The following is a 26,314-nucleotide window of genomic DNA, read 5'->3' as shown; positions in this document are numbered from 1 at the left end:
CATGCCCCTGGCTGCCTCCTTATAGCGCTCCCGGAAACGAACGGGCGCGAGCACCCTTCACCCGCCCCGCCCGATTCCTTCGGCAAACGACTCTTACTTCGCGGCTGCCGTAACGGGAGCCGGCGTGATCGCGGCTTGCGCGGCAGCGGTGGCTTTTTGTTCTTTGAGGCCGGTGTCGATCCAGTTGAAGCGTTCGGTACCGAGCAACAGGAAGTGAATCAGCAGAGCAAGAACGCCCAGCCAAGCGGCCGTGCCGATCATGACCGTGCGCGGATCCATAACCAACCAAAGTTTCCATTGTGCGGGTGCAGACATGTGTAACTCCTTTTAGACAGACGTCAGAATTATTGAAGCCACGGACGCCACGCCCACACCAGCGCGTGTGCAACGACAGCGATCACCGCAACGAAAGCGACGCCCTGCGTGTACAGGGTTCCGAACTCCTGGGCTTCCTGCTCCGTCAAACCGGACAGGGATTTCCTATCTTCAGCCATAGTTGTTTAACCTCCTGATGGGCCTTGCGGCCGTTACCGCGCACATCCCGCGCGGCAGGGATTTCCGTGGACCGACTCGCCACGTAAAACGATTTAACGAAGGATTCCGTAATCCGCCGGCACTTCCCTAGCCGGCCGGCGCCACGAGGAGCGCCGCAGGATCTGTCCAGAACCTGCCACCGTGCCGACAACCATCGACTTGGCGACTGAACGTCATTTTGCTGACTTGTTGCACGCAGGAATCGAGTTTCCGGCAACTGCGAACCGCACACCTATTTGATGCGTTTTGTGGTGTTTGTGTAACGGTTTTGGCGGAGTCTACTCCGACGTTACCAAAAGTCAACAACGCCAAGACCCCGGGAGAATCGGGCACAAAGGTTCAAAACGCTGGGACTCCGCTGGTTTGGGGACGCCTCTCAGCGGCGTTTCGTGCCGCTCTGGTGACACCTGCGGATCGCCCGGCAGAGCAGGTTCATGTAACAGAATTTGCCAGAAGCCACAGCAAACGACATATCGGAGCGGCCACTGAAAGGCCGGATTTCATGACCGGAGGATCGCAGCAGTCGGCAATCGCCATGTGAATCAAGGGCTCGTGTAGCATAGGAAATCATGCCTGACGGCAACAGGGTCATTACGGGAGCGGTAGCGGTGAGCGGATGCGGACAAATCGGGTACTGGTGATCGGCGCCGGTGTTGGCGGGCTGTCGACAGCCATCGGGCTGGCGGCGCATGGTTGCGAGGTCATTGTCCTCGAGCGCGCGACGGCGCCTGGCGGCAAGTTGCGTCAGGTGCTCATCGGCGGCCAGGGAATTGACGCCGGGCCGACCGTGCTGACCATGCGCTGGGTACTCGAGGAGCTGTTCGCCGAGGGCGGCGCGAGGCTGGACGACTGGCTGACGCTGCGCCCGGTGGAGACGCTGGCCCGACACGCGTGGAGCGATGGCCAGCGGCTGGATCTGTTCGCCGATACGCGGCGCTCGGCGGAAGCGATCGGCGAGTTTGCCGGCGGCGCCGAGGCGCAGCGCTTCCGCGCCTTCTGTGCCCGTGCCGAAGCCATCTACCGGACGCTGGAGAACTCCTTTCTGCGCGCGCCGCGGCCGACGCCGTGGTCACTGGCGCAAGCGGCAGGCTGGCGCGGACTGCCCGACCTGTGGCGCATTGCGCCATTCGTCTCGATGTGGCGCTCGCTCGGACGCTATTTTCACGATCCGCGCCTGCGCCAGCTGTTCGGCCGCTACGCCACCTACTGCGGCTCTTCGCCATTCCGCTCGCCGGCGGTACTGATGCTGGTCGCCCACGTCGAACAACAGGGCGTCTGGATCGTCGACGGCGGCATGGTGCGCATCGCCGAGACGCTGGCAGCACTCGCCGCGCGGCTCGGCGCCAGCATCCGTTGCGATGCCGGCGTCGCCGAGATCATCGTGCGCGACGGTCGCGCCTGTGGCGTGCAGCTCGACAACGGCGAGCGCATCGAAGCCGACGCCGTCGTCTCCAACGTCGACGTCGCGGCGATTGGCGAAGGCCTGTTCGGCGAAGCCTCGCGCGCCGCAGTGCGGCGGCTGCCGTCTTCGGCGCGATCGCTGTCGGCGCTGACCTGGAACATGCTGGCCGAGTGCCGGGATTTCCCGCTGGTCCGGCACAATGTCTTCTTTTCGGATGACTACGCCTCCGAGTTCAGCGACATCTTTCAGCAACGCCGACTACCCGTCACGCCGACCGTCTATGTCTGCGCACAGGACCGCGGCGACGCGGACGAGGTGACGCCCAGCGGCAGCGAGCGGCTGTTCTGTCTTGTCAATGCGCCGGCCACTGGCGACGGTGGCCCCTTTACCCCCCTGGAGATTGATCGATGCCAAACGCAGAGCTTCGCGCTGCTGCAGCGCTGCGGAATGACACTGACACCGACACAGGCACCGGTGCTGACGACGCCGGCCGAATTCAACGCGCTCTTCCCGGCGACGGGGGGGGCGCTCTACGGACCGGCGAGCCATGGCTGGCGAGCTTCGTTCCTTCGCCCGGGATCGCGCAGCCGGCTGCCCGGTCTTTACCTCTCGGGGGGGAGCACGCACCCGGGGCCGGGCGCGCCGATGGCAGCGCTCTCCGGACGGCTGGCGGCAGCGAGCGTGCTCGCGGACTTGAGTTCGACGCGCCGGTCTGTGCCGGTGGCTACCGCTGGTGGTATGTCGACGCGCTGAGCGACGACGGCGCCTACGGCATCACGCTGATCGCCTTCATCGGTGGCGTTTTCTCGCCCTACTATGCGCGCGCGCGCCGACGCGCCGGCAAAGCAGGTGCCGATCCGCACGACCATGTCTCGCTCAACGTCGCGCTCTACGGCGTCTCGCACCGGCGCTGGGCATTGACCGAACGCAGCGCCAGCGCGCTCTTCCGCGACCGCGACACGCTCGCCATCGGGCCGAGCTCGCTGCACTGGGATGGCCAGGTACTGATCGTGCGCATCAACGAAGTCGACACCCCGAGCCTGCGCAACATCCGCGGTGAGGTGCGCATCACGCCGCACAGCATCGGCGCTAGCGATTTCGCGCTCGATTCGGCGGCGCAACACCGCTGGCGGCCGATTGCGCCATGTTCGCGTGTCGAGGTCAAATTGCAGCGCCCCGGGATCTCCTGGTCGGGCGAAGGCTATTTCGATTCGAATTTCGGCAAGGTTCCGCTGGAAAACAGCTTCAGTGGCTGGCACTGGTCGCGCGCGCGGCTGCCCGACGGCGCGGCGGTGCTCTACGACATCCGCGAACGCCCGGCAAGCGGCGCCGACGCTGGCGAAGAAGCCGGGGCGCAACGTTCGCTGGCGCTGCGTTTTCGCGAAGATGGCTCGGCCGAACGTTTCGCACCGCCGCCAACCTCCGCACTGACTTCGACCCGCTGGCGCATTGCCCGCGATTCGCGCTCGGAAGCCGGCTCACCGGCCAGCATTGTCAGCACGCTCGAGGACACGCCGTTCTACGCACGCTCGCTGGTTTCGGGGAAACTGCTTGGACAGCAGGTCGAATCGTTCCATGAAAGCTTGGATCTCGACCGCTTCCGCCGCCGCTGGGTGCAGTGGCTATTGCATTTCCGCACGCCGCGGGTCGGCCGCTGAGGAGCGCGGCAGCGGACTGCCGGACAATGCGCAGATCGCTCAGGCGCCGGCAGCGGTCGCGGCGGCTGGCGCCGGCTTCGCCACAGCAGGCTCGGCGGGAGCGCTGTGCGCCGCGCGCGGTACGTCCCTGGCGGTAAGGTCTTTCAGCCAGGTATAGCGATCGGCGTTATAGACGATGAAGTGCAGCAACAGGGCCATGGCGCTGAGAAAAGTCATCAGCGCCAGAAGGACGGTGCGCGGATCGATGATCTGCCAGGCTCGCCACATGATTGTCTCCCTCAGACCAGCAGCGGCAGGCTGGTCGCCGCCAGCCACGGCTGCCAGGACCAGACCAGCGCGTGCGCAATGGCGGCAAACAGCGTGAACAGGCCAAAGCCGCGAATGAGCGCCGTATGAAAGGCGCGCGCCTCGTCGTCCGACAGACCGGACAGCGGCTCATCGAAATCTTGCGGTTCTTCAGTCACTGCGAACTCCCAATGCACGGATGCGTAATTGCTTCTTGCGGGCCAGCGACTGCGGCCCGCCGGGTGACGGCCTAGGCCGTCAGTGCAGAACCAGCAGCAGTATTAAAACGGTCGAGCGTGACGCGTTCCTCGCCGGCCTGGCGTGCGTCGCGTTCGGCGCGGTCACGCAGGCGCTTGGCGGTCGAAATGCGCACCAGGAAAGGCTGGCGTTCGACGGCGTCGGCAAGCGCCGTCTCGGCGTCTTCGTCCCACGGCAGCGCGGCCTGCGTGCGCTTCGACGGCGTCGCGTCGACGCGGTCGAGGTCGGTACCGAGCGGCAGGATGTTGAACAGCGCGTCAAAGAGCGCGTTGCAGTATTCCTGCACCAGATAGGTGGCGCCCGAGTAGCCCATGAACGGCGTGCCGATGGCACGGCGGATGATGGCACCGGGGAAGGACGCCGGGATATAGATCGCGCGACCGCCGGCCTCGGCGTTGTACATGCGCTCGTTGTACGAGCCGAACAGCGCCAGCGGCGGTGTTGCCTTGATCGCCGCGCGCACGGCGGCGTTGTCCATCTTGTTGCCGGGCTTGCGCGTGAACGAGAAGGCGCAGGGGATGCCCAGTTCGCTCTCGAAGAAGCGGCGCACGCCGCGCTCGTAAGTTTCGCTGGCGACGATGGCAAAGGGCGCGCTGGCAAAGAAGTCCTGCGTCACGCTGCGCCACAGGTCCCACAAGGGCTTCAGCGTGGTGTGCTTTTCCCGTTCGATGAAAGGCTGCGGGTCGACGCCGGCCACCTCGCCGAGCTTTTCGAGGAAGGCGGTGGTCGAGAAGACGCCGATCGGCGCCATCAGGTAAGGCTTGCCGAGCGCTTCGCACAGCTTGCGGCCGAACTCGCGGTACAGGCAGATATTGACGTCGGCGTCGGCGAGCTTCGGCACGTCGGCAATATCGGTGCCGAGCGGGAAAACGAGGTTGATCTCGCAGCCGATGCCTTCGACCAGCCGGCGGATTTCGGCAAGGTCGGACGGCATGTTGAAGACGCCGTAGGACGGGCCGATGATGTTCACGCGCGGCTTGCGGCCACCCTCGCCCATCGCCGCCATCTTCTTGCGGCCAACCGACTTCTTGCTGCCGAACTCCTTCCACAGCCAGGTCATCGCGCGGTCGGCGCTCTGCCACTGATCCTCGTCGATGGTGCGCGGCAGGAAGCGCAGCAGGCCGGCGCCCTCGGGCGTGACGCCGCCACCGATCATCTCGGCGATGGAGCCGGTGACGACCACCGCCGGTTGCGACTGGTCCTGCGTCAGCGCGGCACGGCGCATGGCGCCTTCGGTGCCGGTCATCGTCAGTTCGTCTTCGGAGAGGCCGGTGGCGACGATCGGCAGTTCATGCGGCGGCAGCGCGTCGGTGTAGTGCAGCACGGCGGTGACCGGCAGGTTCTCGCAGCCGACCGGGCCGTCGATGACGACGCGCAGGCCCTTTACCGCCGAGAAGACGTATACAGCACCCCAGTAGCCGCCAGCGCGGTCGTGGTCGAGGACGAGCATCGGATCAGTTTCCTATGGCGTCGGCGAGATCGCCGCGGACAGCTTTGGTCGGAGCGGCAACGGGAACCGCTTTCGGCTTGGCGGCGAGCGGCGCGAAGAACTCGACCATGCGCGCGAAGCGCGCCGGGTCGCGCGTCTGCGCGGCGACGATGCCGGCCAGCGCCGAAACACCGGCGGCGCCGAACAGCGGCCGCGCCGACACCATATTGGTGAAGTAGAGCGCGGGAATGCCGATTTCCTTGGCCGCCTGCACCAGCGGCGTGGTGCCGAGCGCGAGGTCGGGTTTGACTTCCTTCATGGCGGCAACGTCCTGCTCGAGCGCGGCGCGGAACTGCACATGCACGCCACGCGCCGTCAGCCAGTCGCGGTCGGCCTCGTTCCACTCGGTACGCGGCGTCGCCGTGCCGACATACGGCACCTCGGCGCCGGCCTCGACGAGCAGACGGGCAACCAGCAGTTCGGAACCTTCGTAACCGGAAACGGTAACGCGCGCCTTGATCGGATTGGCTTCAAGCGCGGCGCGGATTGCCGGCAACGCAGCAGCCTTGGCGGCGTCGATCTGCGTAGCGTTGATGCCGGCAGCGGCGCCGACGGCGTCGAGCCAGGCGGCAGTGCCTTCCAGACCGACCGGGCCGGAACCGACGACCGGACGGCCGGCGGCGCGGAACTCGCGCACGCTGGCGGTGTAAAAGGGATGGACGGCACAGGCGACGTCGGAGTCGAGCGCGGCGTACAGGTCACGCCACTCGCGGCAAGGCAGCTGCGGCGCCACGCCTAAGCCCATCGGCGCCAGCAGGCGGCCGGCAACGACCGGGTCGGCCGGGAACATCTCGCCGAGCAGCGCGATCTTCGGCCCCTCGGGCAGCGCGCCACGCGGCCGCGCCACCGGACCGGCCTCGATCTCGTTGCGCGCATAGCGCAGCATGGCGGCGGTGAGCACGTCCTTGGCTTCGGCATGCGTCGGCACGCCGAAACCGGGAACGTCGATGCCGATGATGCGCACGCCCTCGATTTCCTTCGGCAGCAGATCAAGCGGCACACCGGAAGCGGTCGGCACGCACAGGTTGATGACGACGATGGCATCGTGCTCGGCCGGATTGGCGAGCTGGTACACCGCGTCGCGGACGTCCTCAAAGAGCTTGCCGGTGACCAGCGTCTCGGAACTGAACGGGACGTAGCCGATCGTCCGCCGTGCACCGTAGAAGTGCGCGGTGAAGGAGAGGCCATAGACACAGCACGCCGAACCGCAGAGGATCGTCGCCGTGCGCCGCATGCGCAGACCGACGCGCAGCGAGCCGAAGGCCGGGCACATCGTCTGCGGCTGGTCGTGCGGGCCGCGTGGGTAGTCGGTGGCGAGCTTGGCCAGCAGCGGCGTGTTGCCCGCTGCCTGCGCCGCTGCGCGCAATTCGTCGGCGCGTTCGCCGTGGCAGGCCGCAGCTTCGCCGCCGGCGGCCGTCGTGGGCGCATTCATGCTCATTCGCTTTCGTAGACGACTTCGAGCGAGGGCTGGACGACCAGCTTGCCGCCACGCATGTCGGCGGCCGAGGCCGGGTCAAGCACGACGTCGCGGCCGACCGCCGAGCTCGAGAACAGGCCGAGCAGTTCTTCCTGCGACAGCGGCGTCGGCCGCACCGGCGGCGCGTCGGCAACCTGTTGCGCCAGATCGGAGAAGATCGGGCCGTACTGGCCGTCGGGACGGCCGATGATTTCGTAGGCGGCGCTCTTGCGGCGGATGTCCTCGTCGGCGGGAATGGCGGCGAGGATCGGGATGCCGGCCGCCGCGGCGAAAGCCTGCGCCTCGCCGGTATGGTCGTCCTTGTTGATGACGATGCCGGCGACACCGACGTTGCCGCCAAGCTTGCGGAAGTAATCGACCGCCGAACAGACGTTGTTGGCGACGTAGAGCGACTGCAGGTCGTTGGAGCCGACGACGATCACCTTCTGGCACATGTCGCGCGCGATCGGCAGACCGAAGCCGCCGCAGACGACGTCGCCAAGGAAGTCGAGCAGCACGTAGTCGAAGTCCCACTCGTGGAAACCGAGTTTTTCGAGCAGTTCGAAGCCGTGGATGATGCCGCGCCCACCGCAGCCGCGACCGACTTCCGGCCCGCCCAGCTCCATCGCGTACACGCCGTCGCGCTTGAAGCAGACGTCGCTGATGCTCACTTCCTCGCCGGCGGCCTTCTTGCGCGCCGAGGTTTCGATGATCGTCGGCACGCTGCGCCCGCCGAACAGCAGCGAGGTGGTGTCGCTCTTAGGATCGCAACCGATGAGGAGGACGCGCTTGCCCTGCTGCGCCATCATGTAAGAGAGGTTCGACAGCGTGAAGCTCTTGCCGATGCCGCCCTTGCCGTAGATCGCGATGATCTGCGTCTGCCGTGCGTTTCCTGCTCCGTTGTCGCTGCCTTGCGCGGCAATGTCGTTGCGCACGAGCGCTTGCACGGACTTGTCCTGGCCTTGCGTCATCTCACCCATCTCCAATGAAAACCCTCCCAAATACGTCGCGAATACGGCCGCATCAGCTGGGTGCGTCTTGTCGAGCGCGCAAGTTTACTCTGCGAAGGCGCCCTGTCAACTCAAGACAACGCTTTCCGCAAGCGAAAGAAACCCAAGAAAAACCATTATGATCAAATGGTTATGACATTCGCCCGAGAATGGTCGACGGCACCGGCGTCGGCAGGACGAGTGCGCAAACTGCAACAGGCGGACGAAAGCGGCCGCTACCTGAAGCAAACGTAGCGACGAAACGCCGCCGTCAATGCAGCAGGCCTTCGATCGCCTGCGCGAGCAATACCAGCAAGGACAGGAGCGCGACGCAGCGATCGCCGGCAATGGCGACGCTTGCCGCGTGCGTTGCGTGGCGCGTTGCGGGAAGAGCGGAGAAGGAATTTGCGCAAGGGCTGGCGTTGGGCATGATGATGATTCCGCGTACGAAAATCACCATGCTGCCCGACGAGAGGATCAGCCGATGAGCCTGCGCTAGTTCAGTTCACCGTTACGCCAGCAAGGCGGGTTCATAGCGCACGCAGAAAAGCTTCCAGCGCCTGCAACTCGTCGGCACGCAGTTCGAGGGGACGCAGCAGGCGAGAGGTCTGCGGAAAGAGCGGATCGGCCGCCTGCGCCGCGTTGGCCGGGCGCGGCCGCGGCATGCCGGCGTTGTAGAGATTGAGGATGCCGCGCAGCGAACTGAAGACGCCGTTGTGCATCCACGGCCCGCTCTGTGCGACGCTGCGCAGCGTCGGCGTGCGGAAGGCGCCGACATCCGCCGGGTCGGCGCTGACGCGATAGCGGCCGAGGTCTTCGCGCTGGCGCCCGTAGTACGTCAGCCCGAGGTTGTGAAAACGGTTGTCGGCAAGCGTCGGTCCGTTATGGCAGCTCATGCAGCGCGCCTTGGTGCGGAAGAGGTGCAGGCCGAGCAATTCGCGATCGTCGAGGGCATCGGTACGACCGCGCAGAAAATCGTCAAAGCGCGTCGGCACCGGCACGAGCGTGCGTTGATAGGCAGCCAGTGCCGACTGGATGCGCGCCAGCGTCACCTCGCCGTCGCCGAAGGCGGCGGCAAAGTGTTCGCGATAGCCGGGCAGCGCAGCGAGCTTGCCCGGCAGGCGGTCGAGCGGCATCGCCATTTCGTCGGCATCGGCGATCGGGCCGAGCGCCTGCGCTTCGAGCGTCGGCGCTCGGCCGTCCCAGAACAGCGGCGCAGCGTGTGCCACGCCGACCAGCGCCGGCGCGTTGCGCCGACCGCGACGCCCGTCATGGCCCGGGCTGATCGCCTGTGTGTCGGCGAAGGCGTGGTCGGGGCGATGACAGGAGGCGCAGGCGATGGCGTCGGACGCCGACAGCGCCGGGTCGAAGAAGAGCCGGCTGCCGAGTTGCCGCAGCGGCTCCGGCACGGTGTCCGCTGGCGCCGGCGGCGATGACGAGGCAGGCAGTGGCGGCGATAGCGGCGCCATCTCGCGGTAGCCACCGTCGCCCTCGATGCGCGGTGCCGGCCAGGCGGCGAGTGGCGCCGCGTAGAGCCGGCGCAGGCAGGAAACATCCCAGCCGGACGCGTTCGCACAGGGTTCCGCCGCCGCTGGCGACGCGGCGAGCAGCATCAGCACTGCCGCGACCGGCAGCATGTCCCGCAGGCGGCGCATCAGAACCTGACCCCGGCCTCGAGCCAGAACTGGCGTCCTTTCTCGTAAAGCAGATAGCTGCCGGAATCCTCGATGGCGTTGGCGGCGTTGAGCACGTTGTCGATGCTGAGCGTGACGAAGGGCTTTTGCCCGCCGGCCGGCGGCAGCTCCCAGTTGATGCGCATGTCCCAGGTGAAGGCCGACTTGAAACTGCGCGACTCGTAGTTGGTGTAGCTGACGCCATTGACGATCTGCGTGCCGTTCTGCACCACCTTGCGGTAGCCGTCGCGGTAGCGGAAGAAGTTGCCGATGGTGACGCGTGCCGAGGGGATTTCGGTCATCAGCATCAGGCGCGCCGTCCATGGCCGGGCGTAGTTGTCGGCCGGCTTCTCGATCGAGCGGATCAGCTGGCCGTTGTAGACGACGTAGTCGAGGCCGCCGTTGTCGTTGTAGTCGAGCTCGCTCTCGTAGTAGGTGGCGTGCGAGGTGTGCGTGTCGATCTTGTCGATCGCCGCCATCAGCGAGGTGCGCGTTTCGCCGATGCGCAGCGGGCGCTGCGACTCCACAGCCAGCGACAGTGTCTGCGCCTCGCTGCTGCCGGCGTTCTCGAACCAGCGGTTGCCGCTGCTGCGCAGGCGCTGCAGGACTTCGTCGCGGCTCTGCCGGTCGACGTATTTCAGCGTCCACAGCGTGCCGGCGACGCGCTGGCGCACGGCCAGCATGCGTTCGTCGTCGTAAGGCAGGCGCAGCGAATCGAAGTGATAGCCGGCGGCAGTGGTACTCATCTGCAGCGGCCCCCAGTCGGTCAGGCCGGTGCGCGTGAACCCGCTGCCGCTGGTCGCCGACTGCAGCGACAGGCGGTTGGCCTGCATGTAGAAGGACATGAAGTTGCGGCCGTAGTAGCGGTTGGCGCCGGCTTCGAGGCGCGTGCCGCCGTCGCCGAAAACGTCGTAGAGGAAAGCGCTGCGCGGCGCGACGACGGCGTCGGCGGCGAGCGAACTCGCCTCGTAGCGCAGGCCAAGGCGCGCGGTGAAACCGCCGCGGCTCATCTCGTCCTGCAGGAAGACGGCACGGCTGTTCTCGTTGACGGTGAACTTGCCGGCGAGATAGATCACACGGCGCGTCAGGTACTGCCCCGCCCAGCCGCTCGCCGTGTCGGCCGTCGAGCAGTACGGGTCGATCGTGCCGTTGCTGCGCGCGCAAGTCGCACCGGACCAGCTGGCAGCGCCGTAATAGGACTCGTATTGCGTCTTGCGCTCGTAGGACGAGGATTTGCGCCCGAATTCGAAACCGGCCTGCAGGCGATGTTGCAGGCCGAGCGCGGCAAAGGCTTGCGCATCGATCCGCGCGGTGTAGTTGCCGGCCTGCTGACGCTGTTCGACATCGCCGTAGCCGCCTTCGGAACTGATCGACGAAGTGCCCCAGTTCTTGTCGCCACCCGAGTAAGACCAGGTCTTGTAGATGCTCGACTCACCGTCGCGCGAACTGTCCATCTCGGTGTAGGTGAGGCGCTGGCTCAGCGTGAAGCCGTCGAAGCGACTGGCGATGCCACCGTTCAGGCCAAGGCCGCCGGCGCGGTAGGTGAAGCGGCTGTCCTTGATCGCGGCGATGAAACGCTCGTCATTGGTCGGCGCCGACTGGATCGAGAAGTCGACGTCGTGACCGGCGCTCGGCCGCCAGAAGGCCTTGATGAACACGTTGTCGGTCTGCCGCGTCTGCTCGGGCGTGCCGCTCTCGCCATTCTTCATCGCCGACGCGCCGGAGAGCGGAATGCTCGAGGTGCGCCGGATGAAGCTGCCGACCAGACCGAGGTTCTCACTCGGCCGCCCCTGCAGCGACAGGCGGTAGGTCCACTTCTCGAACTGGCTCGCGGTGTCAGGCGTCGTCGGATGGGCGTAGGCAGCCTGCTGCTCGGGCGCCACCTTGTAATCCATCCACGACGAACGCGTCGTGCCGACCGACGCCTGACCGGCGAAATCCTTGGTCGGCGCGCAGGTGTCGGCGGCGACGACGCCGCCGGTGAAGCCGCCGTATTCAACCGGGACGTTGGCGTCGCGCACGGTGATGCGGCAGACGAGGCTGCTGTCGATGGCAAAGCCCTGGCTCGCCGAAGTAACTTCGGTGATCGACGAAGACTTGTCGCCGCTGGCCGGATCGATGTCGTTGTTGAACGACATGCCGTCGAGCCGGTAGAGGTTCTGGTAGAACTTGGCGCCGTTGATGCTGACGTCGGCCGGCGAGATCTCACCTTGCTTGCCGGTATGCAACTGGCTGTTGTTGAACTGCACGTTCGGCAGCAATTGCAGCAGGCTGGTGATGTCGCCGTTGCCGAGGGGCATGGCATCGATCACGTCGCGCTCGATCACCGCGGCGCCGGCCGATTCGCGCTGGTCGACAACAACCACCTCGTCAAGCAGCGGCTCGGCGGCCATCGCTGGCGATGCAAGCGCGCCAACCACGGCGAGTGCAATACCCGTGGGTGCCAGGCGCCGGGGCCAGGCCGGAAATCCAGAGGCAAGCCGGGCCCGACCCGACTTCGCCCGCACAACTTCGCCCCCGAAACGAGCGCCATACAGATCAGACACACCACCTCCCGGACAGATGCTTGCTGGCTGGCTACCCGGAGGGATGGCTTGCTAAATTTAGCAATCATTCTCATCCTCAAGGCAGAGATGTGTCAAGTTATTGCGAATTGATTCTATTGGTAACGAGGCTTGAGAACTGCGAGAGCAAGCTTTCCGCAGCCGGGAAAAGCTGGCTGCAAGAGGATTCGCCGTTCGCCGGCAAGCTTGGCTATCATGTCGTCTCCGGGCTGGACAGCAAGCTGAGCAAGTCTGCCCTCACGTTTCCCGAAAGCAGCCCAGAGCAGCCAATGGCCCGAGTGTTCCCCGACGGCTGGCGCGAGATGCGCGCCAGCGGCGCCGCCGAGCGCGAACTGCAGACACTGGCGCTGCTCGCCGACGGTCTTGACGAGCGCTACGACGTTTTTCACGGTGTGCACTGGACGCGCGTCGGTCAGGACCGCTTCGCCATCTACGGCGAAATCGACTTCGCCATCGTCGGGCCGACCGGTCGCGTGCTGCTGATCGAGCAGAAGTCGGGGTTTCTCGGCGAAACCGCCGACGGGCTGGTGAAACGCTATCCGCAAGCGGAGAAGAACGTCGCCGTGCAGATGGCGCGCAACGCCGACGCGCTGCATACGCGGCTGCGCCACTACTGCAGCAACGAGCGCAGCGGCGAGACGACCGTCGTCGACTCGCTGCTCTACTGCCCCGACTACACCGTGCGCGAACCGGGATCGGCCGGAATCGACCCGGCGCGCATCGTCGACGCACGCAAACGCGACGACTTCCTCAGGATCATCCGCCAGATCCTGCCGGCCGAAGGCGAGGTGCTGGCGCTACGGCCGAAGATCCTGCGCTTTCTCGGCGACATCCTCGAACTCGTTCCCGAGGTCAATGCCGTCGTCGGCGAAGCCTGCGCTCTATATACCCGGCTCTCCGGCGGGCTGGCGCACTGGGCGCGGCGCATCGATTTCGCGCCTTTCCGCCTGCGCGTCATCGCTTCGGCCGGCGCCGGCAAGACGCAGCTGGCGATGGCAGTGTTCCGCGACGCCGTCGCCGCCGGCCGGCGGCCGCTGTACGTCTGCTACAACCGCCCGCTCGCCGACCACATCGGCGAGATCGCCCCGGCCGGCGGTGAAGTCGCCACCTACCACCAGCTCGCCGACCGCGTCAGTCGCGCACTCGGCCAGCCGGTCGATTTCTCGCGTCCTGGCGCCTTTGCCCGGCTCGAGGCCATCCTCGACTCCTTCACGCCGGCGGCGGACGCCGCCGCGACGGGTGACAAGGCAGGCAAGAACTGGCTGTTCGACGAACTGATCGTCGACGAAGGCCAGGATTTCGAAGCCGGCTGGGCGCGCAACCTGCTCCGCCTGCTGCGTCCGGGTGGCCGTGCCTGGTGGCTCGAAGACCCGATGCAGAACCTCTACGGGCGTCCGCCGCTGGCGCTCGACGACTGGGTCTGCCTGCGCGCGCAGACCAACTACCGCAGCCCGCGCGCCGTCGTCGAACTGCTCAACCGCCTGCTGCCGCTCGACCCGCCGGCCGAAGCGGGCAGCCCGCTCGCCGGCGGCGAGGTCGACATCAGCACCTACGCCGACGGCAACAGCGCCGACCTGATCGCCAAGAGCGTCGCCGCGATCACGCGTGCCATCGGCGCCGGCTTTCGCCGCCCGCACATCGCGCTGATCACCTACCGCGGCCGCGAACATTCGCAGCTGTCGCCTTACGACCGCCTCGGCCCTTATCCGCTGCGCGCGCCGACCGGCCGCTACGACCTCTTTGGCGGCCAGGAGACGACCGACGGCGACGTGCTCATCGACTCGGTGCATCGCTTCAAGGGCCGTGCCGCACCCTGCGTCGTGTTCACCGAAATCGACTTCGCCACGCTCGACGAAAAGGCCATCCGCCGCATCTTCGTCGGCGCCACGCGCGCGACGATGCGCCTCGCACTGGTGCTCTCGGAAAGCAGCGCGCGCAAGCTGCTGGCGCCCCTCGAACAGGACCACTGAGGCAAGGGCCATGACGACACAGAGCCAGCTTTCGATCAGCACACGCGGCCGCGGCTTCAGCGAGATCACCGACGAGGTGGCGCACGTGGTGCGCGGCAGTGGTGTGCGTCAGGGTCTGTGCAATGTCTTCGTCCGCCATACCAGCTGCGCGCTGACCATCACCGAGAACGCCGATCCGGCGGTGCGCCGCGATCTGGAAACGCTCGCTGGCCGCTGGGCGCCCGACGGCGACCCGGCCTATCGCCACGCCGACGAAGGCGACGACGACATGGCCGCGCACGGGCGCAGCGTGCTCGCCGGCGTCTCGCTGCAAATCCCCGTCGGCGAGGGCAGATTGCTGCTCGGCACCTGGCAGGGCCTTTTTCTGTGGGAGCAACGGCAAGCGCCGCAGACGCGGCAGATCGTCGTCACCGTACTCGGCTGAGCGCCGGCGAACCGGCGAGGGAGGAAGCATGTTCTCGATCTACGGCATCAGCGGTCCCACCTTTCGCGGCACGCTCGAGGAAATGGAACGGCTGCCGGCGGTCAATGGCCTGCGCCGCGTGCGTCCGATCGACGAGCAGGACCGCGAACGCAGTACCTTTGCCAGCCTGCTCGCCGCCAGCGAAGACCCGCCTTTGCCGCGCCCCGCAGGCGAGGCGATCGACGCCTACCAGTCGATACTGCACCGCGACGCCGAGCGCGGTCCGCTCTACCTCGCCCGGCAGATCATGCGCCGGCAGGTGATCGTGGTCGGCGCCGAAGATCCGGTCGAACGCGCCTTCCAGGTGCTGCTCGACAACGAGATCCGTCAGGCGCCGGTACTCGACGCCGGTCGCGTCGTCGGCATCGTCGGCGAACGCAACCTGCTGCGCGCGCTCAACGTCGAGGCGGGGCAAGTGCGCGACGTGCTCGACCGGCGCGTGCGCGAGCTGATGAGTTCGCCGGTGGTCTGCGCCGACCCGGTCACCGACATCCGCCGCATCGCCCGCGTCATGCGCGACAACGACGTCGACGGCGTGCCGGTGGTCGATGCGGCCGGCGCGCTGAACGGCTTCATTTCGCGCAGCGACATCCTCAGCGCCGTCGTCACCGAACCGCCGCTCAGCCTGTGGCGCTGACGCGCCACAACGAACTCAGAACAGCTCGCTCGCCAGCGGCGGCGTGGCAGCCTCGGGTGGCGCTGCACTATCGACTGCCGCGGGTACGTAATGCGCCAGCGCGGCGTTCAGTGCGGCTGCCACCGAGGTGCGCAAGGCATCGGGCGCCACCACCTCGCAGTCGGGTCCGTACTTGAGGATGTCCATCGACAGCTCACGCTCGTCGGCGTACGGGATTTCGAGCAGGTAACTGCCATCCTCGGCGAAACGCCCCTTCTGCTTCGGGTGCCAGAACTCCATCGACACCCAGCGCGCCCGCGCCGGCGAGAAACGCAGCGTCGCCCAGTGCAGCGCCCGCCCGCCGAAAATGCCGTAACCGGGCCCGAGCACGGCATCGACGCTGCGGTTGGACACCTCGCGCGCCGGCTTCTCCAGCACTTCGGCGCGCTGGATCGAGTCGATGGCGAAGTTGCGCAGCTCGCGGCGCAGGTGACACCAGGCGTCGAGATACCAGTTCTCGCGGTAATGCACGATGCGCTGCGGCGACACTTCGCGCTCGGTGAGTTCGGCCTTGCCGCGCGCGTAGTACTGGATGTGCAGGCGTTTGCGCCGCAGCAGCGCCGAACCGACCTTCTCGAAGTGGGTGAGCTTCAGCGCGCGCTTGCCGATGCCGACGATCAGCACGCGTCGGCGGATTTCCTCGGCGGCGTTGTCGGCGGTGCCGAGCAGTCCGTTCAGCCGCGCCATCAGCGGCTGCACATGCGGCGCCAGCATGCCGCCCTGATCGAGATTGGCGAGCAGATGCTGCATAGTCAGCAGCGCGTGGATTTCCTGCGACGAGAACCACAAGCCAGGCAGCTCGTACTGACCACCGAGGCCGACGCCCTGCGCCTCGAAGCGATAGCCGCCGGCCTCGCGATCCCAGACGATCGGCGCGTTTAGCCGGTTGCGCATGTATTCGAGGTCGCGCTTCAGCGTCGCGCGCGACACCTCCAGCGCCTCCTGCAATTCACTGAAGGACACCAGACGGCGGTCGTTGATCAGCTGGTCGATCTTGTAGAAGCGCTCGGTACGATTCATGTGTTACGGGTCTCTTCGGTAAGCAGGCCGGAGCGATCCGGCGGGCGGTGCGGAAAAACCGCTGCTCCATGCCGTCTGCGGATGCTACGCCATGACGTGCGGGAAGAAAACCGGCGCCGGGCCAGGCGCAGCGGCCGTCAGGGGGGCAGGCAAAACGCCCCGCCGGCAAGACGGCTTGCGTCCATAATCGGCATTCCGACGACAAAACCGGCCACCATCATGCACATCTTCCGCCCCGCCACTTGCCGTGCGCTACTCCTTGCCGCCGCCCTCGTTTTCGCGCAGCCCGCCGCCGCAGAGGAAACGCTGACGCCCGCGCCAACGGCAACACCGGTACGCAGCGTGCCGGCAGTCGATCTGTCGCGCTATCTCGGCAAGTGGTACGAGATCGCCAGCTTTCCGCTCTTTTTCCAGCGCGTCTGCCGCGGCGACACGCGCGCCGAGTACGCGCTGCGCGACGATGGCGACATCTCGGTACTAAACCGCTGCCGTACCGCCGACGGCTTCGCCCAGGTGAGCGGCCGCGCCTGGGCGGTCGAGGGCAGCGGCAACGCGCAACTCAAGGTGCAGTTCTTCTGGCCGTTCCGCGCCAACTACTGGGTGATCGGCCTTGACCCGGACTACCGCTGGGCGGTGGTCGGCAACCCGAACCGGCGCTATCTGTGGATTCTCTCGCGCACACCGGTGCTGCCGGCGGAGCTGCTCAGTGCCGCGCTGCAATCGGCCGCCGAACAGGGCTACGACCTCGAACAGCTGCGCTACACCGTCCAGGGAATCGGCGACGCAGTCGAGCCAGCGACGGCGCAGCCGGCCATTCCGGCGAACTGAGCGCCGCCGGCGTTTCCGCCGCTGTTCGAGCGCTGTTCAAGCACTTTTCGGGCACCTTACCGGCACATCTCTCCTGCGCTTTTCCACCGTCTGCCCACAGCTTGTCCACAACTTGTGCACAGGCGTGAGATGTCCTCCTGCGGTCTCGCTCAGTGCGCGAAGCGGGCGACGCTGCCGCGCGGGCTTGGCAGCAGTTCGAGGCGCGCGTCGATCCATTCCTTCAGTTCGGCGACGTGCGAGATGATGCCGACCATGCGCCCGGCCTGCTGGAGGTCTTTCAACGCGCGGATGGCGGCGTCGAGCGCCTCGGGATCGAGCGTGCCGAAGCCTTCGTCGACGAAGATCGCATCGAGGCGAATGCCGCCGGCCGCCGCCTGAACCACGTCGGACAGGCCGAGCGCCAGCGCCAGCGAGGCGAGGAAGGATTCGCCGCCGGACAGGGTGGCGACCGCGCGCGTGCTGCCGGTGTGCTGGTCGAAGACTTCGAGGTCGAGGCCGGCGGCCGAGCGCTGGTCGACCGGCGCCTCGCGCCGACGCATCTCGTAGCGGCCGCGGCTCATCAGACGCAGGCGCTGCGTCGTCGCCACCAGCACCTGTTCGAGCAGGGTCGCCAGCACGTAGCGCTGGAACGAGAGGCGCTGCGGATTGTTGCCGCTGGCGGTGTCGGCGACCTGGCGCAGCAAGCCGTAGCGGGCTTCCAGCGCCGCGTGCTCGCCAGCGAGACTCGCCAGCGTTGCCGCGAACTGCCGGCTGTTGGCCAGCAGCGCCTGCGCATCGCGCTCGGCGCGGGCGGCGGCGAGCTGCTGCGCACGGGCGGCGTCGTGCGCTTCCTGCAAGGCCGGCAGCGCCGGCCGCGTGCAGCCCTCGACCGCGGCATTCGCACGCAGCAGGCGTTCGCCGGCAGCGGCCAGCGCCGCGTCGTTGCTGCGCAAGGCGTTCTCCAGCGCGGCGGTGGTCACTGCGTCGCGCCGCGCCGCGGCCCAGGCCGCGCTATCGGCAAAGCCAGCGGCAAGCACGCGCGCAGCGAATTCCTGCTCGCGTTCGCCGGCGGCCTGCGCCAGCCGCGTCAGCGCCTGCGCGCTTTCGCCCTGCCGCGCCTGCGCGCTGGCCAGCGCTTCACCGGCCGCGCGCGCTGCCTGCGTTGCCGCCACCAGCGCCTGTTCGAGCGCGGCGAACTGCTGACGCGCCTGCGCCTGCGCCGCGGCCAGTGCGCCGGGCGCGAGCAGCGCCTCGGGAATGCCGGCAGCGCGTTCGGCGAACTGCCCGGCGAGTTGCGCCTGCCGTGACTGCGCCGCCTGCGCGGCGCTTTCGGCAGCGGTCTGCGCACTCTCGGCGCTCAGCCGCTGGCTCTCGGCCTGGCTGAGTGCGGCGGTGAGCGATGGCAGCGTCGCCGCCGTCGCCGTCAGCGCGGCAAGCCTGGCGCGCACCGCCGCCGCGTCGGCACGCAACCGGTCTGCCGAAGCCGCGGCGGCCGCGCCGAGCGCGTGCGCCAGATCGGCGACGCGCGCGCTGTTGAGCGCGACCGCTTGCTGCGCCGCGAGCTGATCGCGCTGCGCGTCGGCGTAGCGGCGTTCGCCGGCAGCCAGCGCCGCGTCGGCCGCCTGCAGTTCGCTGTCGCCGACGAGTGCGGCCGGCGCGGCCGGCTCGGCAAACAGGTCGCCGGTAAACGCGTGCCCGGCGGACCCGGCCGGCGCCGGGTGTTCGCGCGCACCGCACACCGGGCAGGGTTCGCCGGCATGCAGCGACTGCGCCAGCCGTGCCGCCTGCCCGGCGAGCCACGCGCTGGCAACCGCTGCGCGCTGCGAACGGGCGGCATCGCGCGCCGCTTCGGCCTGCGCCAGCGCCTGCGTCTTCTGCGCCAGTTCGTGTTGTGCGCGGGCAAGCGCTTCGCCGAGTTTGCCGTAGTCCTCGCGCTGCGCGAGCTGTGCCTGCAGGCGAACGTCTTCGGCCTGCACGCCGGCGAGCGTGGCGGCGGCAAGCTGCGCCTGCTGCAGCGCAGTCTGCGCCGCCGCCTGCGTCTCGACAGCCTGGCGCACGGCCAGCCGGCGGGCGGCGAGCGTCGTCTGCGCCTGCTCGCTGGCGGCGGACGCCGCGGCGAGTTCGCCGCGCAGCGTCGCCAGGGCGCCGACGCGTTCGGCCAGCGCGTCAAGTTCGCCGCAGCGCGCGCTCACCTGTGCACGCTGCGGTGCTTTCGCTTCCTCGCCGGCCAGCGCCGCGGCGGCAGTGGCCTGCTGGCGAACTGCGTCGTTCAGCGCGGCGGTGAGCGCTTGCTGACGCTGCGCCTCGGCGGCGTGTTGGCGGCGTGCTTCGGCCGCGGCGTCAGCCAGCGGCTGCAGCGTCGCTGCCGTCTGCGCCGCCGCCAGTTCTGTGCGCCGCAGCGCCCACGCCGGCTGCGCGGCGAGCAGTTCGGCCTGCCCGACGCGCGCGGCGTCGGCTTCGGCGAAGCGTTCGGCGACGAGGCGGGCGTCGGCGAGCGCCTTTTCCGCCGCCTGCGCCGCCTGCGTGGCGGTCTGCTCGGCCGACTGCGCCGCGGCAGACGCGGCTTGCTGCGCGTCGACGCGTGCCGTCAGCGCCGCTTCGTCGGCCACTTCGGCCTGATCGAGCAGCGCCTGTCGGCGAGTACGCACCGCTTCGGCCTCGCGTTCGAGCGCGCGCGCGGCGTCCTTCAGCGCGTCTTCGGCGCGGCGGTAGATCTCGGTGCCGAACAGCGTCTGCAGGATCTTTTCGCGCTCCGGCGTACCGACGGTGAGGAATTCGCGGAAGCGCCCCTGCGGCAGCATGATCACCTGCCGGAACTGGCGGCTCTCGAAACCGAGCAGCGCGACGATCTGCCGCGTGACGTCGCTCCAGCCGGCGGCGAGCGGCGTCACTGCGCCCAGACTCGTTGCCGCCTCCGTTGGCGTGGCTGACGCGCCGTCCGCTGCGGCCGATTCGCGCGGCGACTGCGGCCCCGAGTGCGCCGGCGAATCCAGCCGCCACAGCTCGGCCAGCGGGTTCTGCTTCGTTTCGCCGCCGCCGCGCCGTGCCGGGCGCATCTGTTCGGGAACGCGGCGCACGCGGTAGCGCGCGTCGCCGAGCGCGAAGTCGAGGCTGACTTCGGTCAGCGTCGTCGCGTCGGCGTGGTGGCTGCGCATCTGCCGGCTGTCGCGTTCGCCGCCCGAGCTGTCGCCGTACAGCGCGAAGGCGATGCCGTCGAGGATGCTGGTCTTGCCCGATCCGGTCGGGCCGTGGATGAGGAAGAAGCTCTTCTCGCCAAGTTCGCCGAAATCGATGCGCTGACAGCCGGCGAAGGGGCCGAAGGCCTGGAGTTCGAGGACCAGCGGCTTCACGACGCAACCCTCCCGGAATCGGCGCCGTCGCCGGCCTGCACCGTCGCCAGCGCGTCGGCGAAAACCCGGCGCTGCGCGTCGCCGATCTCCTCGCCGCGCACCTCGCGGTAAAACGCGGCGAAAAGGTCTTCCGGCCGCTGCCGGCGATGATCGCCGCTTGCCGCGGCGCCACTGCCGGTGCTATCGAGCGCGCTGAAGCGCAGTTCGAGCAGGTTCGGATAGACGGCACGCAGGCGCGCCATCGCTTCCAGCACCGGTTCGCGGTCGCTCAGTTCGGCGCACAGGTAATCGTCGCGAGGCGCCTGCGGATCGGGATGATTGAGCAGATCGGCAAAGCGGCCGCGGATGATGCGCAGGTCGTGGCGCGGCGTCAGCGACAGCTCGCGCACGCTGGCGAGGCCGGTGGCATCGAACTCAACCAGCGACACGCTCTTGCTGTGGCCGGCCTCGGCGAACGAGTACTTGAGCAGCGAGCCGGCATAGCGGATGTTGGGCGCGCCGACCTGCTGCGGCCGGTGCAGGTGGCCGAGCGCGACGTAGTCGAAACCGGCGAACAGATCGGCGCCGACGGCACCGGAACCGCCTACCGACAGCGGCCGCTCCGATTCGCTCTCGCTGCCGCCAGCGACGAAAGCGTGGCCGACAAGCAGCGAACGCCGGGCACCACACGGCTGGCTGCGCAGGCGTGCGAGCACATGCACCAGGGCCGAGGCGTGGTCGTCGACCGCCTCGCCGCCGGGCAGCGCGCGGGCGAACACCGGCTCGACGTAGGGTAGTGGCCAGATCGCCACCTCGCCGTGCGCGTCGGCGAGGACGAAGGGCGACAGGTCGTCGAGCGTGCCGCGCAGGATCAGCCCGCGTTCGCGGCAGATGCGGCCGGCGAAGGCGATGCGTTCGGCGCTGTCGTGGTTGCCGGCGACGAGCACCACCGGGATGCCGGCGTCGACGACCAGCTGCGCCAGCACCTCGTCGAGCAGGGCCACCGCGTCAGCCGCCGGCTGCGCGCGGTCATAGACATCGCCGGCGACGACAACGACATCGACCGCCTCGGCGCGCGCCAGCGCCACCAGCTGCGCCAGCACATGCGCCTGATCGGCAAGCAGCGACACGCCGTGCAGGTAGCGGCCGAGATGCCAGTCGGCGGTGTGCAGGATTTTCATGTGGGCGTTTCGACGGTGACTGAGACGATGATTCTAGCAAGCCGCCGCCGGCCGCCCTGAGCGGCTTCGCGGTAGGCTCGCCGGCAACGTGCAATTCACTGCGGCCACGCCTGCGCCGGACGCTACTGCGTGCAACGGGCGCGACGCCTTGCCTTTGTCGCCGCGCGCACCGATCATGCGCGCTCGCCGCAGGCAGCGGCAGCCGCCTGTTCGGCCTCCTCTCCCCGCTTTACTGCGCTGCCGTTCCCTTCACCGCTCTGCCGCCCACGACCCGCCCGATGTCACAGTCCGCCACGCTCACCGGAATCGCCTGCGCCCTCGGCGCCGGACTCGCCTGGGGGCTGGTCTTCGTCGCGCCGCTGATGCTGATCGACTACCCGCCGCTGTTGCTGGCGGTCGGGCGTTACCTCGCTTTCGGCCTCGTTGCGCTGCCGCTGGCGCTGCGCAGCCGGCGCGCGCTGAGCCAGCTCAGCGCTGCCGACTGGCGGCGCGCCTTCGAACTGGCGGCGATCGGCAACCTGCTCTACTACGCGCTGCTCGCCTCGGCGATCCAGCGCGCCGACGCGCCCTTGCCGACGATGATCATCGGCACGCTGCCGATCGTCATCGCCGTCTGTGCCAATCTCGGCGACCGTGGCATCGCTTGGCGCCGGCTGCTGCCACCGCTCATGGTGATCGCCGCCGGCATCGTGCTGGTGCACCGCGAGGAAGCGGCGCGTCTGGCGACGCTCGCCGATGGGCATGGTTTCAACTTCAGCGCCGGCGACACACTGGCTGGCGCGCTGCTCGCCATCGGCGCGCTCGCCTGCTGGACCTGGTATCCGATCCGCAATGCGCGCTGGCTGCAGGCGCGGCCGCAGCTTGATTCCGGCGTGTGGGCGACGGCGCAGGGGCTGGCGACGCTGCCGCTGGCGCTGCTCGTTTTTGCCGTGGTCTCGGCAACGACGCCGGCCGACGCCGCTTTCGCCTGGCCGCTCGGGCCGACGCCGGAAAAGTTCGTCGGCCTGATGCTGCTCATCGGCCTGCTCGCCTCGTGGCTCGGCACGCGCCTGTGGAACCGCGCCAGCCAGCTGCTGCCGACCGCGCTATCGGGCCAGCTGATCGTTTTCGAGACGCTCGCCGCCTTCGCCTACGCCTACGTCTGGCGCGGCGAAACGCCGACGCCGGCGAGCCTTGCCGGCATCGCGCTGCTCGTCGCCGGCGTGCTGCTCGGCGTGCGCGCCGCACGTCCGCGCTGAGCAGGCGCTCACACCGCTTGCCAGCGAGGTGGCCGGCGGGTTAGAAACGTTTCCTGCCCACCGCTGTTTCGTGTCCGCGCCTTGTTTTCTGCCCGCTTTCGCTGCCCACCTTCTCCGTCCGCTCTCTCCGTCACCTCTCTCAGACCCGACTCATGCCCGCCCTGTCCGACCGCCCGCTCGCTTTCGTCGACCTGGAAACGACCGGCAGCACGGCGAGCGTCGACCGTATCACCGAAATCGCCATCGTCACGCTGGTCGACGGTGTCAGCCAGTCGTGGAGCCAGCTGGTCAATCCGCAGCGGCACATTCCCGAATTCATCACCCGCCTGACCGGCATCAGCGACGCCATGGTCGCCGCCGCGCCGAGCTTCGCCGAGATCGCCGCCGAGGTCTGCCAGCGGCTCGACGGCTGCGTCTTCGTCGCGCACAACGCGCGCTTCGACTACGGCTTTCTCAAGAGCGAGCTGCGCCGCGTCGGCATCGACTTCCGCGCCGCCGTGCTGTGCACGGTCAAGCTGTCGCGCCGACTCTATCCGCAGTCGGCGCGGCATAACCTCGACAGCGTCATCGAACGCCACGGCATCGTTCGCCGCGAGCGGCACCGCGCGCTCGGCGACGCGCTGGCGATCCACGATTTCTGGCGCATCGTCGCCGCCAGCCAGCCGCCGGCAGCCCTCGCCGCGGCGTTGCAGGAAGCGGCGGAGAAGCCGAGCCTGCCGGCCTGGCTCGATGCCACCGACGTCGACGCGCTGCCCGAAGGCTGCGGCGTCTACCTCTTTTTCGGCGAGAACGGGCTGCCGCTCTACGTCGGCAAGAGCCTGCACCTGCGCCGGCGTGTGCTCGCGCACTTCGCCGCCGACCACCGTGCCGCCCGGGAAATGGCGCTGGCGCAGCAGGTGCGCCGCATCGAGACGATCGCCTGCGCCGGCGAGGTGGACGCGCTGCTCTGTGAAGCGCGGCTGGTCAAGGAACTGCAGCCGCTGCACAACCGCCAGCTGCGCCGCAACCGCGACTGCTGCAGCTGGCGCCTGATCGAACGCAGCCCCGGCCACTGGCAGCCCGAGCTGGTGCAGGCGCGCGACCTCGAACGCGGCGGCCAGCAGGCGCTTTACGGGCTGTACACCAGCGCGCGGCAGGCACGCACGGCACTGACCAAGCTCGCCGGCGAGCACGCGCTCTGCCTGAGCATGCTCGGGCTCGAAGGCTCGCCCGGCAAAGCCTGCTTTGCGCAACAGCTCGGCCGTTGCCGCGGCGCTTGCATCGGCGCTGAATCGCCGGTCCAGCACAGCCTGCGCCTGCAGCAGGCGCTCGCCGGCTGGCGCCTGCAAAGCTGGCCCTTCGCCAGCCCGGCGCTGCTCGCCGAGGGCGATCTGCAGCATGTCGTCGATCACTGGTGCCATCTCGGCAGCGCACGCGACGAGGCCGAACTCGCCGAACTGCTCGACCATGGCACGCCGGCCTTCGACCGCGACACCTACCGCATCCTCGTCAAGCACGCCGCGCGGCTGCGCGCGCTGCCGGCAGCCGTCACCGCCTGAGCCATCGGCGTGCGCCGGGAACCGCCGCGTGCCGCCTGCGCCACGAAAGCCCGCGTCGCCGGCTGTCGGTGACGCCAGCCCGCATCCGCAAAGCACGATGCGGGTAACATTGCAGCAGCGAATTTCTCCCCGTTCAGGACGACCCAGATGACCCACCCGCTCGCCGGACAGCCGGCTCCCGCCGACTATCTCACCGACATTCCCGCGCTGCTCGCGGCCTACGCCAACACGCCGGATAGCAATGACCCGGCGCAGCGCGTCGCCTTCGGCACCAGCGGCCACCGCGGCAGCGCGCTGGCCGGCAGTTTCAACGAGGCGCACATCCTCGCCATCACGCAGGCGATCTGCGAATACCGCGCGTCGCAAGGCATTGCCGGACCGCTCTTTCTCGGCAAGGACACGCACGCGCTGTCGGCGCCGGCGCAGCGCACGGCGCTGTCGGTACTCGCCGCCAACGGCGTGCTGACGCGCTATCAGGCCGACGACGGCTACACGCCGACGCCGGTGATCTCGCGCGCCATCCTCGAACACAACCGCCAGCACCCCGGCGACGCCGCCGACGGCATCGTCATCACGCCCTCGCACAATCCGCCGCGCGATGGCGGCATCAAGTACAACCCGCCCAACGGCGGCCCGGCCGACACCGACGTCACCGGCTGGATCGAGAAGCGCGCCAACGCGCTGATGGCCGACGGCAACCGTGAGGTGAAGCGGCTGGACTACGCGGCCGCGCTGGCGGCGCCGCATCTGGTCGCCGAGGACTTTGTCGCGCCCTACGTCGCCGACCTCGAGCAGGTGATCGACATGGCGGCGATCCGCAGTGCCGGGCTGAAAATCGGCGTCGATCCGCTCGGCGGTGCCGCCGTCGCCTACTGGCAGCCGATCGCCGAGCGCTACGGACTCGACATCGAGATCGTCAATCCCGGCGTCGATCCGGCCTTTGCCTTCATGCCGCTCGACCACGACGGCAAGATCCGCATGGATTGCTCGAGCCCCTTCGCCATGGCCGGGCTGGTCGGCCTGAAAGACCGCTTCGCCATCGCCTGGGGCAACGACGCCGACGTCGACCGCCACGGCATCGTCACGCCCTCGCTCGGCCTGCTCAATCCGAACCACTACCTCGCCGTCGCCATCAACTACCTGCTGACGCACCGGCCGCAGTGGCCGGCGCAGGCGGCGGTCGGCAAGACGCTGGTGTCGAGCGGGCTGATCGACCGCGTCGTCGGCGCGCTCGGCCGGCGCGTGCTCGAAGTGCCGGTCGGCTTCAAGTGGTTCTCGGCCGGACTGCTCGACGGCAGCCTGTGCTTCGGTGGCGAGGAAAGCGCCGGCGCCAGCTTCCTGCGCCGCGACGGTTCGGTGTGGACCACCGACAAGGACGGCATCATCCTCGGCCTGCTCGCCGCCGAAATCACCGCCGTCACCGGCCGCGACCCCGGCCAGCATTACCTCGATCTGGCCGCGCGCTTCGGCACGCCCTACTACCTGCGTATCGATGCACCAGCCTCCGCCGCGCAGAAAGCCGCGTTCAAGCAACTCACCGGCGAGCGCATCAGTGCGCCGATGCTGGCCGGCGACCCGATCGTCGCCCGGCAGACGCGCGCTGCCGGCAACGACGCGCCGATCGGCGGACTCAAGGTGAGCAGCGACTACGGCTGGTTCGCCGCGCGTCCGTCCGGCACCGAGGACATCTACAAGCTCTACGCCGAGAGCTTCCGCAGCGCCGAACACCTGCAGGAAATCGTGCGCGAGGCGAAGCTGATCCTCGACGCCGCACTACGCTGAGC

At 68.4% G+C, this 26,314-nt stretch carries 22 protein-coding genes; 9 read left to right on the top strand and 13 right to left on the bottom strand.

The features are described from left to right. Nucleotides 1–93: 93 nt before the first annotated feature. Complete coding sequence (pufA, locus tag GGD90_RS15155) at nucleotides 94–315, bottom strand: light-harvesting antenna LH1, alpha subunit (protein WP_153114720.1); 222 nt, start codon at nucleotides 313–315, stop codon at nucleotides 94–96. Nucleotides 316–344: 29 nt separating this feature from the next. Further along, nucleotides 345–494 carry a light-harvesting antenna LH1, beta subunit gene (pufB, locus tag GGD90_RS18415; RefSeq protein ID WP_153114721.1) on the bottom strand — a complete coding sequence of 50 codons (150 nt, stop codon included), beginning with the start codon at nucleotides 492–494 and terminating at the stop codon, nucleotides 345–347. 656 nt (nucleotides 495–1,150) lie between these two features. Here pufB (GGD90_RS18415) and crtD point away from each other — a divergent pair. Together crtD and GGD90_RS15140 are read left to right on the top strand one after the other, a co-directional pair. After that, nucleotides 1,151–2,689, top strand: a complete 1,539-nt coding sequence (crtD, locus tag GGD90_RS15145; protein ID WP_153114722.1) for a 1-hydroxycarotenoid 3,4-desaturase CrtD — start codon at nucleotides 1,151–1,153, stop codon at nucleotides 2,687–2,689. Between the two features lie 164 nt (nucleotides 2,690–2,853). Then, nucleotides 2,854–3,594, top strand: coding sequence for a carotenoid 1,2-hydratase (locus GGD90_RS15140; protein ID WP_184415227.1), 741 nt, complete (start codon nucleotides 2,854–2,856; stop codon nucleotides 3,592–3,594). 39 nt (nucleotides 3,595–3,633) lie between these two features. On the opposite strand, the gene pufA (GGD90_RS15135) is transcribed toward GGD90_RS15140, so the two are convergent. The 8 genes from pufA (GGD90_RS15135) to GGD90_RS15100 form a co-directional block, all read right to left on the bottom strand. Beyond that, on the bottom strand, nucleotides 3,634–3,861 hold the full coding sequence (gene pufA, locus GGD90_RS15135; protein ID WP_153114723.1) for a light-harvesting antenna LH1, alpha subunit: 228 nt from the start codon (nucleotides 3,859–3,861) through the stop codon (nucleotides 3,634–3,636). Between the two features lie 11 nt (nucleotides 3,862–3,872). Next, nucleotides 3,873–4,058, bottom strand: coding sequence for a light-harvesting antenna LH1, beta subunit (gene pufB, locus GGD90_RS18245; protein WP_221227797.1), 186 nt, complete (start codon nucleotides 4,056–4,058; stop codon nucleotides 3,873–3,875). Between the two features lie 71 nt (nucleotides 4,059–4,129). Then, the gene (gene bchZ, locus GGD90_RS15125; protein WP_153114724.1) at nucleotides 4,130–5,587 is read right to left on the bottom strand and encodes a chlorophyllide a reductase subunit Z; all 1,458 of its coding nucleotides are present in this window, start codon (nucleotides 5,585–5,587) and stop codon (nucleotides 4,130–4,132) included. 4 nt (nucleotides 5,588–5,591) lie between these two features. Then, nucleotides 5,592–7,058, bottom strand: a complete 1,467-nt coding sequence (gene bchY, locus GGD90_RS15120) for a chlorophyllide a reductase subunit Y (protein WP_221227796.1) — start codon at nucleotides 7,056–7,058, stop codon at nucleotides 5,592–5,594. 2 nt (nucleotides 7,059–7,060) lie between these two features. Next, entirely contained in the window at nucleotides 7,061–8,053 is a 993-nt protein-coding gene (locus GGD90_RS15115; protein WP_153114726.1) for a chlorophyllide a reductase iron protein subunit X, read from the bottom strand. A gap of 289 nt (nucleotides 8,054–8,342) precedes the next feature. Next, nucleotides 8,343–8,501: a hypothetical protein gene (locus GGD90_RS15110; protein WP_153114727.1), complete on the bottom strand. Its 159-nt coding sequence runs from the start codon at nucleotides 8,499–8,501 to the stop codon at nucleotides 8,343–8,345. 100 nt (nucleotides 8,502–8,601) lie between these two features. Further along, on the bottom strand, nucleotides 8,602–9,726 hold the full coding sequence (locus GGD90_RS15105; RefSeq protein ID WP_228273589.1) for a cytochrome-c peroxidase: 1,125 nt from the start codon (nucleotides 9,724–9,726) through the stop codon (nucleotides 8,602–8,604). Beyond that, nucleotides 9,726–12,137 carry a TonB-dependent receptor plug domain-containing protein gene (locus tag GGD90_RS15100; protein WP_153114728.1) on the bottom strand — a complete coding sequence of 804 codons (2,412 nt, stop codon included), beginning with the start codon at nucleotides 12,135–12,137 and terminating at the stop codon, nucleotides 9,726–9,728. The genes GGD90_RS15105 and GGD90_RS15100 overlap by 1 nt, the downstream gene beginning before the upstream one ends. Nucleotides 12,138–12,577: 440 nt before the next feature. On the opposite strand from GGD90_RS15100, the gene GGD90_RS15095 reads away from it, so the two are divergent. From GGD90_RS15095 to GGD90_RS15085, 3 genes are read left to right on the top strand one after another with little or no spacing between them, the layout of a single operon-like run. After that, on the top strand, nucleotides 12,578–14,278 hold the full coding sequence (locus GGD90_RS15095; RefSeq protein WP_153114729.1) for an ATP-binding domain-containing protein: 1,701 nt from the start codon (nucleotides 12,578–12,580) through the stop codon (nucleotides 14,276–14,278). 10 nt (nucleotides 14,279–14,288) lie between these two features. Next, nucleotides 14,289–14,702 (top strand): secondary thiamine-phosphate synthase enzyme YjbQ, encoded by a 414-nt coding sequence (locus tag GGD90_RS15090; protein WP_153114730.1) that lies wholly within the window; start codon nucleotides 14,289–14,291, stop codon nucleotides 14,700–14,702. Between the two features lie 28 nt (nucleotides 14,703–14,730). Continuing rightward, a complete protein-coding gene (locus GGD90_RS15085; protein ID WP_153114731.1) occupies nucleotides 14,731–15,378 on the top strand; it encodes a CBS domain-containing protein in 648 nt (215 codons plus the stop codon). A gap of 15 nt (nucleotides 15,379–15,393) precedes the next feature. Here the strand turns inward: GGD90_RS15085 and GGD90_RS15080 are convergent, their stop codons facing one another. After that, nucleotides 15,394–16,437, bottom strand: coding sequence for a helix-turn-helix transcriptional regulator (locus GGD90_RS15080; RefSeq protein ID WP_153114732.1), 1,044 nt, complete (start codon nucleotides 16,435–16,437; stop codon nucleotides 15,394–15,396). A 219-nt stretch (nucleotides 16,438–16,656) separates the two neighbouring features. On the opposite strand from GGD90_RS15080, the gene GGD90_RS15075 reads away from it, so the two are divergent. Next, nucleotides 16,657–17,265 (top strand): lipocalin family protein, encoded by a 609-nt coding sequence (locus GGD90_RS15075; protein ID WP_153114733.1) that lies wholly within the window; start codon nucleotides 16,657–16,659, stop codon nucleotides 17,263–17,265. Nucleotides 17,266–17,414: 149 nt separating this feature from the next. Here the strand turns inward: GGD90_RS15075 and GGD90_RS15070 are convergent, their stop codons facing one another. After that, nucleotides 17,415–20,594: an AAA family ATPase gene (locus GGD90_RS15070; RefSeq protein WP_153114734.1), complete on the bottom strand. Its 3,180-nt coding sequence runs from the start codon at nucleotides 20,592–20,594 to the stop codon at nucleotides 17,415–17,417. After that, nucleotides 20,591–21,754 (bottom strand): exonuclease SbcCD subunit D, encoded by a 1,164-nt coding sequence (locus GGD90_RS15065; protein WP_153114735.1) that lies wholly within the window; start codon nucleotides 21,752–21,754, stop codon nucleotides 20,591–20,593. The genes GGD90_RS15070 and GGD90_RS15065 overlap by 4 nt, the downstream gene beginning before the upstream one ends. A gap of 278 nt (nucleotides 21,755–22,032) precedes the next feature. Here GGD90_RS15065 and GGD90_RS15060 point away from each other — a divergent pair, with 278 nt between their 5' ends. The 3 genes from GGD90_RS15060 (at nucleotide 22,033) to pgm (ending at nucleotide 26,312) form a co-directional block, all read left to right on the top strand. Next, nucleotides 22,033–22,992 (top strand): DMT family transporter, encoded by a 960-nt coding sequence (locus GGD90_RS15060; protein ID WP_153114736.1) that lies wholly within the window; start codon nucleotides 22,033–22,035, stop codon nucleotides 22,990–22,992. Nucleotides 22,993–23,144: 152 nt separating this feature from the next. Then, a complete protein-coding gene (locus GGD90_RS15055; RefSeq protein ID WP_153114737.1) occupies nucleotides 23,145–24,530 on the top strand; it encodes a 3'-5' exonuclease family protein in 1,386 nt (461 codons plus the stop codon). A 147-nt stretch (nucleotides 24,531–24,677) separates the two neighbouring features. After that, the gene (gene pgm, locus GGD90_RS15050; protein ID WP_153114738.1) at nucleotides 24,678–26,312 is read left to right on the top strand and encodes a phosphoglucomutase (alpha-D-glucose-1,6-bisphosphate-dependent); all 1,635 of its coding nucleotides are present in this window, start codon (nucleotides 24,678–24,680) and stop codon (nucleotides 26,310–26,312) included. The last annotated feature ends 2 nt before the right edge of the window (nucleotides 26,313–26,314 follow it).

The sequence above is a fragment of the Rhodocyclus tenuis genome, assembly GCF_014197755.1.
GTDB classification, from domain to species: domain Bacteria; phylum Pseudomonadota; class Gammaproteobacteria; order Burkholderiales; family Rhodocyclaceae; genus Rhodocyclus; species Rhodocyclus tenuis.
Note: the sequence above shows the minus strand (reverse complement) of the source record. Positions and strands in the feature narration are given on the sequence as shown.

What these genes read in the sequence shown, in the direction of transcription:
- pufA (WP_153114720.1), bottom strand. Translation starts at nt 315, where the DNA reads ATGTCTGCACCCGCACAATGGAAACTTTGGTTGGTTATGGATCCGCGC.
- pufB (WP_153114721.1), bottom strand. Translation starts at nt 494, where the DNA reads ATGGCTGAAGATAGGAAATCCCTGTCCGGTTTGACGGAGCAGGAAGCC.
- crtD (WP_153114722.1), top strand. Translation starts at nt 1,151, where the DNA reads ATGCGGACAAATCGGGTACTGGTGATCGGCGCCGGTGTTGGCGGGCTG.
- pufA (WP_153114723.1), bottom strand. Translation starts at nt 3,861, where the DNA reads ATGTGGCGAGCCTGGCAGATCATCGATCCGCGCACCGTCCTTCTGGCG.
- bchZ (WP_153114724.1), bottom strand. Translation starts at nt 5,587, where the DNA reads ATGCTCGTCCTCGACCACGACCGCGCTGGCGGCTACTGGGGTGCTGTA.
- bchY (WP_221227796.1), bottom strand. Translation starts at nt 7,058, where the DNA reads ATGAATGCGCCCACGACGGCCGCCGGCGGCGAAGCTGCGGCCTGCCAC.
- GGD90_RS15115 (WP_153114726.1), bottom strand. Translation starts at nt 8,053, where the DNA reads ATGACGCAAGGCCAGGACAAGTCCGTGCAAGCGCTCGTGCGCAACGAC.
- GGD90_RS15110 (WP_153114727.1), bottom strand. Translation starts at nt 8,501, where the DNA reads ATGCCCAACGCCAGCCCTTGCGCAAATTCCTTCTCCGCTCTTCCCGCA.
- GGD90_RS15105 (WP_228273589.1), bottom strand. Translation starts at nt 9,726, where the DNA reads ATGCGCCGCCTGCGGGACATGCTGCCGGTCGCGGCAGTGCTGATGCTG.
- GGD90_RS15100 (WP_153114728.1), bottom strand. Translation starts at nt 12,137, where the DNA reads ATGGCCGCCGAGCCGCTGCTTGACGAGGTGGTTGTTGTCGACCAGCGC.
- GGD90_RS15095 (WP_153114729.1), top strand. Translation starts at nt 12,578, where the DNA reads ATGGCCCGAGTGTTCCCCGACGGCTGGCGCGAGATGCGCGCCAGCGGC.
- GGD90_RS15090 (WP_153114730.1), top strand. Translation starts at nt 14,289, where the DNA reads ATGACGACACAGAGCCAGCTTTCGATCAGCACACGCGGCCGCGGCTTC.
- GGD90_RS15085 (WP_153114731.1), top strand. Translation starts at nt 14,731, where the DNA reads ATGTTCTCGATCTACGGCATCAGCGGTCCCACCTTTCGCGGCACGCTC.
- GGD90_RS15080 (WP_153114732.1), bottom strand. Translation starts at nt 16,437, where the DNA reads ATGAATCGTACCGAGCGCTTCTACAAGATCGACCAGCTGATCAACGAC.
- GGD90_RS15075 (WP_153114733.1), top strand. Translation starts at nt 16,657, where the DNA reads ATGCACATCTTCCGCCCCGCCACTTGCCGTGCGCTACTCCTTGCCGCC.
- GGD90_RS15065 (WP_153114735.1), bottom strand. Translation starts at nt 21,754, where the DNA reads ATGAAAATCCTGCACACCGCCGACTGGCATCTCGGCCGCTACCTGCAC.
- GGD90_RS15060 (WP_153114736.1), top strand. Translation starts at nt 22,033, where the DNA reads ATGTCACAGTCCGCCACGCTCACCGGAATCGCCTGCGCCCTCGGCGCC.
- GGD90_RS15055 (WP_153114737.1), top strand. Translation starts at nt 23,145, where the DNA reads ATGCCCGCCCTGTCCGACCGCCCGCTCGCTTTCGTCGACCTGGAAACG.
- pgm (WP_153114738.1), top strand. Translation starts at nt 24,678, where the DNA reads ATGACCCACCCGCTCGCCGGACAGCCGGCTCCCGCCGACTATCTCACC.